This window comes from Sphingobacterium sp. xlx-130, from assembly GCF_011007405.1.
In the GTDB taxonomy this organism is placed as follows: domain Bacteria; phylum Bacteroidota; class Bacteroidia; order Sphingobacteriales; family Sphingobacteriaceae; genus Sphingobacterium; species Sphingobacterium luzhongxinii.
In genome coordinates, this window is sequence record NZ_WFKN01000002.1 from 189,920 (window position 1) to 202,196 (window position 12,277).

Genomic DNA, 12,277 nt, shown 5'->3' on the forward strand with positions numbered 1-12,277 from the left:
TCTTTTCAAAGGCAATTTCGCCGCTTTGTAAATAACAACTAGTTCGTATTTTAATTTTTTGATTTCATAAATAATGCCTAGAAACACCTCCATTAACTCTGTCTTAATCATAGGTTCTGGTCCTATTGTTATCGGACAAGCGTGTGAATTTGATTATTCTGGATCTCAAGCTGCCTTATCTCTTAAAGAAGAAGGCATTACTGTTTCCATAATTAATTCCAACCCTGCAACAATTATGACCGATAAGGTTGTCGCAGATCACATTTATCTATTACCTCTTACTTGCGAAAGCATTGAACAAATCTTAAAAGAGCAAAAGATTGATGCTGTACTACCGACTATGGGTGGACAGACAGCTTTAAACCTATGTATTGAAGCCTCCAACCTTGGTCTTTGGGACAAATACAACGTTCAAGTAATCGGAGTTGATGTAGCGGCTATTGAAAAAACTGAAAATCGCGAAGAATTCCGTCAATTAATGATTGATATCGGTGTAGGTGTAGCTCCTTCAAAAATAGCTAATTCTTTCCTTGAAGGTAAAGAGGCTGCTCAAGAAATTGGTTTCCCATTAGTAATACGTCCTTCGTACACTTTAGCAGGTACTGGAGGTGGATTTGTACACAAAAAAGAAGATTTTGATGCTGCTTTAAATAGAGGTCTACACGCCTCTCCTACGCACGAAGTATTGGTCGAACAGGCTGTCTTAGGTTGGAAAGAATTTGAATTAGAATTACTTCGAGATACAAATGATAATGTAATCATCATTTGTACAATCGAAAACTTCGATCCTATGGGAATTCATACAGGAGATTCTATCACCGTAGCTCCAGGTATGACACTATCTGACAAATGTTACCAAGACATGCGTAACCAAGCGATAAAAATGATGCGCTCTATTGGAAACTTTGCAGGAGGATGTAATGTCCAATTTTCGGTAAACCCAGAGAATGAAGATATTATCGCTATTGAAATCAACCCCCGTGTTTCTCGCTCATCGGCACTAGCTTCCAAAGCAACAGGATACCCTATTGCTAAAATAGCAGCTAAATTGGCTATCGGGTATAACCTTGATGAATTACAAAACCAAATTACTAAAACAACTTCGGCTTATTTCGAACCTACATTAGATTATGTAATTGTCAAAGTTCCTCGTTTTAACTTTGACAAATTCAAAGGAGCAAATAAAGAATTAGGTCTTCAGATGAAAGCTGTCGGTGAAGTTATGGCGATAGGTCGTACATTTATCGAAGCCTTACAAAAGGCATGTCAATCCCTAGAGACAGGTCGAGCTGGATTAGGCGCTGATGGTAAACAGTTACGCAATCTCGATGAAATCATGTTCAGCCTAGAACATCCAAGTGCAGACCGTCTTTTCCATGTAAAAGATGCATTTGAACTCGGCGTTCCTTTAGAATCTATCCGTAAAACGACACATATCGACAAATGGTTCTTAGTACAGATCCAAGAATTAGTTCAATTAGAGCAAGAATTACGTCGTTATCAATTATCAAATATTCCACGCGATTTCTTCATGACCTTGAAGCAAAAGGGTTATTCGGACGAGCAGATATCTTGGTTATTAGGCAATGTTACAGAAGATCAGGTTTATGACCGTCGTAAAGAATTAGGCATCAACCGTGTTTATAAAATGGTAGACACCTGTGCTGCTGAGTTTCCAGCACACACACCTTATTACTACTCTACTTTCGAAGATGAAAACGAATCGATCTGTTCAGATAAAAAGAAAATAATTGTATTAGGTTCTGGACCAAACCGTATTGGTCAAGGTATCGAATTTGATTACTCTTGTGTACATGGATTGTTAGCCGCTAAAGAATGTGGTTACGAAGCAATTATGGTAAACTGTAACCCGGAGACCGTATCTACGGATTTCAACATGGCTGACAAATTATATTTTGAGCCTGTATTCTGGGAACACGTGCGCGAAATCATTGAATTAGAAAAACCAGTAGGCGTTATCGTTCAATTGGGTGGACAAACGGCTTTAAAAATGGCCCAACGTCTAGAACAACTGGGGGTTAAAATAATTGGAACTTCCTTCCAAGATATGGATTTAGCCGAAGACCGCGGACGCTTTTCAGACTTATTGAAAGCATTGGACATTCCTTATCCTAAATATGGAGTTGCTACATCGGCAGAAGAAGCTATCAAAGTAGCGAACGAGGTAGGTTATCCAGTTCTTGTTCGTCCATCCTATGTACTAGGAGGGCAAGGCATGAGCATCGTTATCAACGATGAAGATCTAGAAAAAGCAGTAGTCAATCTATTGAAAAACCTTCCAGGAAATCAAATCTTAATTGACCACTTCCTGGACCGTGCAGAGGAAGCCGAATCTGACTCTATCTCCGATGGTGAAGATGTTCATATCATCGGTATGATGGAGCATATTGAACCAGCGGGCATCCATTCCGGAGACTCATCAGCTGTATTGCCTCCGTTTGAACTTTCGCAAGCTGTACAGGACAAAATGGAGGAATACTCGATCAAACTAGCGAAAGCGCTTAATGTACGAGGACTATTGAACATTCAGTTTGCTATAAAAGGAGAAAACGTATACGTCATCGAAGCAAACCCACGTGCTTCACGTACAGTACCATTTATAGCAAAAGCTTATGATGTACCATACATCAACATAGCGACAAAAGTAATGCTCGGCGCCAACAAGCTAAAAGACTTCACTATCGAACGTAAATTAGAAGGTTGGGCTATCAAAGAACCTGTGTTTTCATTCTCAAAATTCCCTGAAGTTGATAAACAGTTAGGTCCTGAAATGAAGTCAACAGGTGAAGCCATTCGCTTTATCAAAGACTTACAAGATCCTTACTTTAGAGAATTAGTTTCTAAAAAGTCAATGTTCTTAAACGCACAATAAAAAAATATTTTACACCTATATTTAAACCAGCTATTCATCTGTAATAGCTGGTTTTTTAATTATCAACTAGCTTAAATATTTAACATGATTTACAAATCAAGATCCCTAATAACTACTTTACTGCTCTTAGTAATAGCTATTTTGGGGATTTATGGCGTCATTGGTTACTTTTATTTTGAAGACTTTCCTTCGCTTGTTTGGCTTTGCTTCTCAATCGTGTTTATAATCTTAGCTCCTATCGGAATCTACTGGAATTATGAATCCTCATTTCTTGTAAAAGATCCAATTAATAAAACGAAAAAATCAAAATTAAAACATTTTTTAATCTTAAATACAGGAATAATTCTAGCAGTCTTTTTAATAAAGAAAGGAGTTGTTTTTGAGAATATTCAAGAGGCTAATATTCGAGCTCATGCAGAAAAACAGACAATTGAAATCACCTTATTAAAGGCGCCAAGATAAGTTCGGACTAGGGAAAAGTCGTTTGACAGGAAAATCAACAGAAATAACGACAATACCCCTAAGTTACTAAAAATTGGTGAAATAACCGTTATTAATAAAATCGAAATACTTTAGACTTAAATCTCTTTTACACACCTAAATCCTACATTATTTGTTGGGCTATTTATTTCACCTTTACCTCTCGCCCCAGCTTTATACCGTTCACAATATTGGTCATTGCACAAGAAAGATCCGCCCCGTTGTACCCGTTTTACTAACCCCGGTTCCTGCGGATCATAAGAATCATTAGGACCCTTAGGATTATCTTTCTCACTAATAGCATAGTAATCTGGGCGATAAAAATCTGAACACCATTCCCACACATTTCCTTCCATATCATAAAGACCAAAGGAATTCGCTGGATAAGATTTTACCGGAGCAGTAGATTCAAAACCATCTTCTTTAGAATTATGCGCAGGAAAATTACCCTGGTAAATATTTGCGAGCCACTTCTCATTTTCCTTTTTTTCCTTGCCCCAATAATAAGTCTCATCAGTGTGTGTACCTGCTTTTGCAGCATATTCCCATTCCGCCTCTGTCGGTAGACGCTTCCCTGCCCATTTAGCATAAGCTTCAGCATCTTGATAAGCCAATTGTGTAACCGGGTGGTCTTTTCTATTTTCAATAGTACTCCCCGGCCCCTCTGGTTTTCTCCAGCTAGCGCCCGCAACATAATCCCACCATTGTAAAGCATTATTCAGATTATTAACTCTTTTATTACCTACAAAAACGGCTGAACCAGTCACCAACATAGCGGGATCAACGTTAGGAAATTCTTTAGGATCCAAAGGTCTCTCGGCTACGGTAACATATCCGGTAGCTAGTACAAATGCTTCAAACTGTGCATTAGTCACTTCATGCTCATCCATATAAAAAGATTTTACACGAACCTCGTGTACGGGACTTGCGTCTGCAAAATATTTCGAGCCCATTTTGAAAATACCTCCCTTAATCAGTACCATGTTAGCATCATCATTTCCTTTTGTAAAGACAAAAATATCCTTTGCTTCGTTACCAAACCTACTAGGCACTCCATGCATGGCACATGTTACTTTCGTACTATCAACAGTTTTTGATTCTTCTTGCTTTGTACTTGGTGTATTACATCCTGCAAGAAAGACATATAAACATATATATATGGAATTTTTGGTCATCTGATAACATCTTTTGTTCTTCCCCTAATTTGAAAAGTTTAATATATTGAATTATCACAGCTTTAGCAAAACAATCTTCAGATAATATTGTCCACGAGCTAATATTTTTTTGCAGTAAAACAAAACTTTCATAATTCCTTTAGATCACCAACTGATATAAAAGTTCTTTATGTCCATTGAACAGCATGAAGTAAGTTCATTGATTCCATAAAGAGATAAAACGAATCAATAATACAGACACTTTCAAAAAAAAGGAAGATATCTTTCAATATCTTCCTTCATTATACGTTAACAAGTATAAGTTATATTAACCAACTTTTAATTGCTTGCTTTGATCTTTAGATACTTTAGGACGAATTCCAGTATTTCCACCTCCATTTAACGTCATATCATGAGGTGCATTTGTCTTCCAGTTTCCTTTCGTGAAATCAGGAATAGCGACAGTTTTACTATTTTTGGCCACAGATTCACAACTTAACGGAACAATAACAGACCAAGAAGCCCCTTCATAAACCGGTTGATCAATTGGTAATCCGTTTCTCAAACAGTCAATCAGACGCCAATCCATCATAAAGTCCATACCACCATGTCCGCCAACCTGCTTAGCTTGTTCACCAATAAACTTAATTAATTGCGGTGTGTATTTCTCGTACAACCCTTTCATTTCCTCTTCCTTAACAAAAGAGTGTCCGAAAGCAATGCCCTCTTTTGGATACTTCTGTGCGAAACCTTTCGTACCGCTTAATAAATGTAAACGCGAATAAGGTCTAGGGGAAGTAACGTCATGTTGGATCATCATAGTTTTTCCCTTTTCTGTCTTAATCAGGGTAGTATCCATATTTCCGCGGTATTTTTTACCAACAAACTCTTGATAAAAAGAATCTTTGGCTGCTAATTCACGGGCTCTATCTGCCATCATAAAATCAGCTGTCTGCATAGCTACCAAATGTGTCATCCGATCACCGCTGTTAATATTCAAACATTGAGCAATCGGTCCGATACCGTGTGTAGGATAAAGGTTTCCGTTCATCTTAATGTTCTCACGTAAACGCCACATATTATCATATCCATTCTTGCTGTTGAAATTCAAATCCAACAAATCATGGATATAAGCCCCTTCGGCATGCACCAGTTCACCAAACATACCCTGACGAGTCATATTCAATGTTAACATTTCGAAAAAGTCATAACAACAGTTTTCCAACATCATACAGTGTTTTTTCGTTGCCTCTGAAACTTTAACGACTTCCCAACATTCCTTTTCCGTCAAACCAATAGGAACTTCACAAGCAACATGTGCACCAGCTTTCATCGCTGCAATACTCATTGGGGCATGAAACTCCCATGGTGTACAGATATAGACAAGATCGACTTCTTCTTCCTTCAGTAATTTCTCCCAACCGTTATCACCAGAATAAGACTTTGCTTCTTTCAAGCCTTTACCTGTTAAAATTTTCTGCGCTTTATCAACACGATCAGCATGTCTATCACATAAAGCCACGATCTCGGTTCCCTCGATATACGATAAGCGATCGACAGCACCAGGACCTCTCATCCCCAAACCAATCACAGCGATTCTTACCTTATCAATCTTAGGAGCAGCATATCCCCACATATTGAACGATGTAGCTGCAAGCGCTTCATTATTTAGAGCAGGCAAAGATAGTGCTGCTGCTGAAAGAAATCCCGCTTTCTTTAAAAAATCTCTTCTATTTGAACTCATATTAATCTTAGGGTTTATTTTCCATCAAAAAATCAAAGGGGACATAAAGCCCCCTTTAAAATCACCTATTTTAAAACAAACTAAACAGTCTTTTGTCATAAATAACCAATCTATACTTCAAGGCTTGTTGGTTATAGATAACTTCTTTTTATCGAATTATCTAAGACAATAATAATCTATAAATACCATAATAAGAAATAAAAAACGAACGCAAACGTTTGACTTAAATTGCGAAAACGTTTGCCTAACAGAATAGTTACCATACAAAATCAATCGCTCCCACCAATTCCTTTAACATAGCTTCGGACAGTTTTGCTTGCGTCTTAGCGGTATTGAAACGAGTGACTGCATCAATGTAATTCTGTTGTGCGTCTCTAAACTCAACGGCACTAATTGAACCGATACGAAATTTGTCTAAGGTAATACTCAAATTCTGTTTAGCAATCCGTTCATTCCCTTCTTCAATGTTTACCAAAGCAAGATTGGTCTGATAACTATGAAATGCTTGAGTAATCGCAGTTTCCACAGCGACACGTTGCTGCTCTACCGCAAGTTCAGCATTATCGACCCTAAGTTTTGCAACGCGTTCATTACGGCGTTGATTAAAACCATCGAATATATTAAGTGAGGCTGATACCCCATAATTGAGCCCCCTTGAATTGGATTGGGCCACAAAGCCTAAACTAGACTCTGATTCTGAAAAGTTGTAGCCTCCATTTAGTCGCACTGTTGGGTAGCGCGCAGCTTTCACATTCTTAACCTCAAGTTCGGCCAGGCGCTTGCTAATACTCACACCAATAAGGTCAGGGTTATGCACTTTAGCTTGATCCAATAAATTTTCGAGCACCATGGACTGATCTATTTTTACCTCTGTGACGATGGCAAAATCAAGAGATAATGATCTAGCCAATAACCCATTAAGAGCGACCTTAAGATTCTTGACAACTTCCATCTGTCTCAAACGCGTAGATTCGTCCTCATTCAGATTAACCTGTACATTAAGCACCTCCAATCGAGAAGCCTTACCTATAGAAAAACGATTCTCAGCAGTGCGTAATCTTTCTTTAGAAATCAATATACTTGAATCTATAGCCATTAAAAGATTCTGCTGTTCGACAATACTATAATAGGTACGTATGACATCCGATACCATAGATACAACCGTACGCTTCACCTGGATTCCTCCAAGTTTTTCTAATTCCCTAAGCGATTCATACCTCGAAAACATACCTAAGCCATCAAAAATGGTCCAACCTAGGCTTACACCGTAGGTCATATTATTATTCTTTGCATTATCCAAAGCACGGATACTCCCATCGTTTTGGGTTTGCTTAGAATTCTGTATACTATTATTCTGACTAAAGTTACCCGTCACACTTGGTAGCATACCTGCATTTCCATAGGTGACATTCTCGGTAGCCACTTCCAATTCATTTCTCGACAATTTAATATCATAATTGTTTGACAAGGCTATCTCAACAGCTTCCTTTATAGTCAATAAATCCTGTCCAAAACCTGGAAGAACTGCTCCAATCCAAGTTATAAAAACCAATACTACAAGCTTCATACTATTCATCTATCTGGTCAAATTCGGGACGATGTACTCGCTTACGAGAAAACATCAAGTAAAATCCGGGAATAACGTATAACGTCAACAACAAAGAAAAGAGAGTACCACCAACGATCACAACCCCCATACCAATACGACTTGTAGAAGCTGCCCCCAACGAAAGAGCAATCGGCAAGGCCCCCAACGCAATGGCAAAAGAAGTCATTAAAATCGGTCTTAATCTTGCTTCTGCAGCAAGGACTACCGCCTCAAACTTTTCGTGACCTTCTTCCCGCAGTTGATTAGCAAATTCTACAATTAAAATGCCGTTTTTCGTGACAAGTCCAATCAGCATAATTGTACCTATCTGACTAAAGATATTCCACGATTGTCCAAATAACCACAACGAAAACAGTGCTCCCCCAACAGCCATTGGGACTGTTAGCAAAATTATGATGGGATCCACAAAGCTTTCAAATTGTGCCGCCAAAATCAAAAATATCAAGAGAACAGCTAACCCAAAGGCAAACATCGTATTTGATCCACTTTCCACGAAATCCCTAGCTTCGCCCCCTAAATCTGTAGTAAAACTTTCATCTAAAACTCTTTCTTTAACAGCATCCATAGCTTCGATACCCTCGCCCATACTTCTTCCAGGAGCCAAAGATGCTGATACTGTAGCGGACATATATCTATTGTTATGATAAAGCTGCGGAGGGCTACTATGCTCCTGAACATCTACGATATTGTCTAGTTGAATCAGTTTTCCATCTCTATTCTTTACAAAAATTGAAGTTAGATTGGTCGGTGTTGCACGATCCTTGCGATCAAACTGCCCCATCACCTGATACTGTTTTCCATTCATCATAAAATATCCGAAGCGCTGACCAGATAAAGACATCTGTAAAGTCTGCGCTACATCCAATACAGATACCCCCAATGCTTGCGCTTTCTCTCTATCGATGTGTACATACAACTCGGGTTTATTAAACTTGAGATTAACATCTACCATGGAGAAAGTTTTGTCCTTGGACAACTCTTCCATAAATTCTGGAATCTTCTCTTCTAATTTTTGAAAATTAGGTGCTTGAATAATATACTGAATTGGAGAACCTCCTCTTCTATTTACGGCAATTGTAGGCTGTTGAGATACAGCAACTCTGGCCTCAGAATATTGTCGTGTCAATCGCGATAACTGATTAGCTATTTCTTCTTGGCTCCGCTCCCGCTCTTGAGGTTGTACCAAGCCTAAACGTACGAAACCACTGTTGGAAGAAGAAGAACCAAATCCAGGAGAAGTTATCACTAAACTAACCTTTTTCTCTGGAACCGAATCGTTAATCAATAAAGTTAACTCCGTCATAAAACGATCCATATAATCATAAGAAACGCCTTCTGGAGCTGTAGCTCTCAAAGAAACGTAACTGCGATCATCGTAAGGCGCCGTCTCCTTAGGCAAAAGCTGATAAAAGAAATATATTAAAACAAAACAAGCGCCTATAACAGCTACACTCAACCACCTTCGATCTAAGAAACTCCTGAGAGAACCTTCATACTCCTTATTCATCATAACAAAGTAGCGTTCTGTTCTTTCATAAAACTTTGATCGCTTCTGCTCTCCGCCTTTCATGAGATAAGCATTCAACATAGGAGTTAACGAGAGCGATACGAATGCAGAAATCAATACCGCTGCGCCTATCACAATTCCAAACTCTCGAAATAACCTCCCCACAAACCCCTCCAAAAAGATAACAGGCAGAAACACTGCGGCCAATGTTACCGATATAGAAATGACAGCGAAAAATATTTCATTAGACCCCTTTATAGCGGCTTCGATCGGAGACATTCCCTCCTCGACCTTTTTAAATATATTTTCTGTTACTACGATCCCATCATCAACTACAAGACCAGTAGCTAACACTATAGCCAATAATGTCAATACATTGATTGAAAAACCGCATAAGTACATTATAAAAAAAGTAGCGATAAGAGATACAGGTATATCGATTAGCGGTCTAAAAGCAATGCTCCAATTTCGAAAAAATATATAAATAATAATTACAACCAAAACTATAGAAATCAGCAAAGTCTCCACCACTTCCAATACCGCTCGCTTCACAAATTGCGTATTGTCCAAAGCGACATTAATCTCGAATCCCTCAGGAAGATCAACCTCCAGTCGATCATATTCTTCGTAAAATTCTTTAGCGATATCTAAATAATTAGTACCCGGTTGAGGAATAATAGCTAAGCTGACCATGGGGTATCCCGAATCAGACATCTTCGTTTCGAAATTCTCCGCTTCTAAAGTTGCCTTACCTATATCACTGAACCTAATAATCAGATTAGCTTCTGCTCTAATAACGATATTATTAAAACCTTCTTCTGTCGATAAGTTACCGATTGTTTTTACGGCCAATTCTGTATTTGCTCCTGTCAATTTACCTGAAGGCAACTCTACGTTTTGACTATTCAAAGCTGTTCGAACATCCAATACAGTTAAGCCATAAGATGATAGTTTTACAGGATCTATCCATAAACGCATAGCAAATTTCTTCTGTCCCCAAATCTGGACTGAACTTACCCCAGGGATAGTTTGAAGTCTTTGTGCTATTACATTTTCAGCATAATCAGACAACTCAAGTACATTTTTAGTCGCACTTTGAACGGTCATTGTAATAATAGGCTCCGAATCAGCATCGGCTTTTGAAACTACGGGGGCCGCATCGATATCTTGAGGAAGATTTCGTTGCGCCTGTGACACCTTATCGCGCACATCATTTGCAGCCTCTTCCAGATTCTTATCTAAATTGAATTCAATAGTGATATTACTTGTACCTTGATTACTAGATGAAGAAATGTTACGAATTCCGTCGATAGAATTTATAGATTTCTCCAACGGCTCGGTAATCTGAGATTCGATAATCTCAGCATTAGCTCCAGCATAGCTAGTCCTGACAGATATCTGCGCCGGATCAATAGACGGAAACTCTCGAACTCCCAAAAAAGTATAGCCTATTATTCCAAATAGTATCAGCAACAAGTTAATCACTATTGCCAATACGGGTCTCTTAATACTTAACGTTGATAAACTCATCACTCCTCCTATTTCAACGTTACCTTAACAGCACTGCCGTCACGTAATGACATTACGCCCGAAGTCAATATGGTATCGCCGTCGGCAATTCCCTTCGTAATCAACACTACAGAATCAGAGCGTCCACCAGTCTCTACTAAAATTTCTTTAGCCTTGCCTTCTTTTTTCACAAACAGCTTTTTACCATTCTGAATTGGTATCAAAGCCTCCGTAGGAACCAATAGACCATCGGTAATTGTCTCCAACGGAAAAATAACATTTGCAAATGCACCGGGAATTAGTCTATTGCCACCATTTTCAGCTATTGCTCGCACCCGCAATGTGCGCGTACTTTCCTCGATTAAAGGATCTAAAGCATATACCTTTGCAAAAAAAACATCTTCTGCTCCTTGTACTGTAAAACGAACTTCTTCGCCGACTTTCACTTTCACCGCATACTTTTCCGGTATAGAAAATTGCAATTTGACCCTAGCCATATTAACGAGTTGAGCGATTGGCGTAGTGGGTGTAATATAACTTCCCTTTGAAATACTCCGTAATCCTACCGTTCCCGAAAAAGGTGCCTTTATCACTGTTTTATTAAGCTGTGCTTGAATTAGTTGAATTTGCGCTTTTGCAGTTCGAAAATCAGCACTAGCGATATCATACTCTTCTTGGCTAATAGCTTCCTTCTCTAGCAGAAGATTCGCTCTCCGCTCATTTTCACCAGCAAGTGCACTCCTAGTTTTTGCCTGCTCAAGCTGTGCACGTAATTCCAAATCGTTTATCTTAACCAAAACCTGTCCAGCAGCGACCTTCGCGCCTTCCTCAAAATTCAAGAGTTCCACAAGACCAGAAATCTCAGACTTTAAGTCTACCACTTCATTCGCCTCTATAGATCCTGTTAACGATAGAAAATCAGAAAACGGTTTCCCTTTAACGATCATACCATAGACTTTGACTTCGCTTCGACCGGCACCACTACCTTTCACATTGCTATCAGCCTTTTCTTTATTCTTTACTAATCGATAACCTACCAAACCAGCAACTATCACGAACAAAATCACTAAAAATGTTCCAACTTTTCGATTCATAATTTACAATAGGGACTTCTATTAATAATATTTCCGTTACAATATAGGGTATATTCCTTTAGCAAGGATGTAAAATTCTTATTATAATATCAAGCAAAGACAGCTATTAAAAGATACATATATCACAAGAAAAGCCCCTCCAGTTTCCTGAAGGGGCTTCGTGTAAAAAAAGGCACCGACCTACTCTCCCACCTGTTACGGCAATACCATCGGCTCTGGCGGGCTTGACTTCTCTGTTCGGAATGGGAAGAGGTAGACACCGCCGATATAGGCACCTGAAATATCTT

7 protein-coding genes and 1 rRNA gene are annotated in these 12,277 nt (G+C 38.8%); 2 read left to right on the forward strand and 6 right to left on the reverse strand.

The window, feature by feature from the left end; translation table 11 throughout:
• Positions 1–73: 73 nt before the first annotated feature.
• On the forward strand, positions 74–2,893 hold the full coding sequence (carB, locus tag G7B18_RS03210) for a carbamoyl-phosphate synthase large subunit (protein WP_164110868.1): 2,820 nt from the start codon (positions 74–76) through the stop codon (positions 2,891–2,893).
• An 84-nt stretch (positions 2,894–2,977) separates the two neighbouring features.
• Positions 2,978–3,355: a hypothetical protein gene (locus G7B18_RS03215; protein WP_164122057.1), complete on the forward strand. Its 378-nt coding sequence runs from the start codon at positions 2,978–2,980 to the stop codon at positions 3,353–3,355.
• A gap of 116 nt (positions 3,356–3,471) precedes the next feature.
• Here the strand turns inward: G7B18_RS03215 and G7B18_RS03220 are convergent, their stop codons facing one another.
• The 6 genes from G7B18_RS03220 to rrf form a co-directional block, all read right to left on the reverse strand.
• Positions 3,472–4,548, reverse strand: a complete 1,077-nt coding sequence (locus G7B18_RS03220) for a formylglycine-generating enzyme family protein (protein ID WP_164110873.1) — start codon at positions 4,546–4,548, stop codon at positions 3,472–3,474.
• A 307-nt stretch (positions 4,549–4,855) separates the two neighbouring features.
• Positions 4,856–6,271 (reverse strand): Gfo/Idh/MocA family protein, encoded by a 1,416-nt coding sequence (locus G7B18_RS03225; protein WP_079642546.1) that lies wholly within the window; start codon positions 6,269–6,271, stop codon positions 4,856–4,858.
• Positions 6,272–6,527: 256 nt separating this feature from the next.
• Positions 6,528–7,838 carry a TolC family protein gene (locus tag G7B18_RS03230; protein WP_164122058.1) on the reverse strand — a complete coding sequence of 437 codons (1,311 nt, stop codon included), beginning with the start codon at positions 7,836–7,838 and terminating at the stop codon, positions 6,528–6,530.
• Position 7,839: 1 nt separating this feature from the next.
• The gene (locus tag G7B18_RS03235; protein ID WP_164122059.1) at positions 7,840–10,917 is read right to left on the reverse strand and encodes an efflux RND transporter permease subunit; all 3,078 of its coding nucleotides are present in this window, start codon (positions 10,915–10,917) and stop codon (positions 7,840–7,842) included.
• Between the two features lie 8 nt (positions 10,918–10,925).
• Positions 10,926–11,990, reverse strand: coding sequence for an efflux RND transporter periplasmic adaptor subunit (locus G7B18_RS03240; RefSeq protein WP_164110879.1), 1,065 nt, complete (start codon positions 11,988–11,990; stop codon positions 10,926–10,928).
• Between the two features lie 167 nt (positions 11,991–12,157).
• Positions 12,158–12,269, reverse strand: a 5S ribosomal RNA gene (gene rrf / locus G7B18_RS03245).
• Between the last annotated feature and the right edge of the window lie 8 nt (positions 12,270–12,277).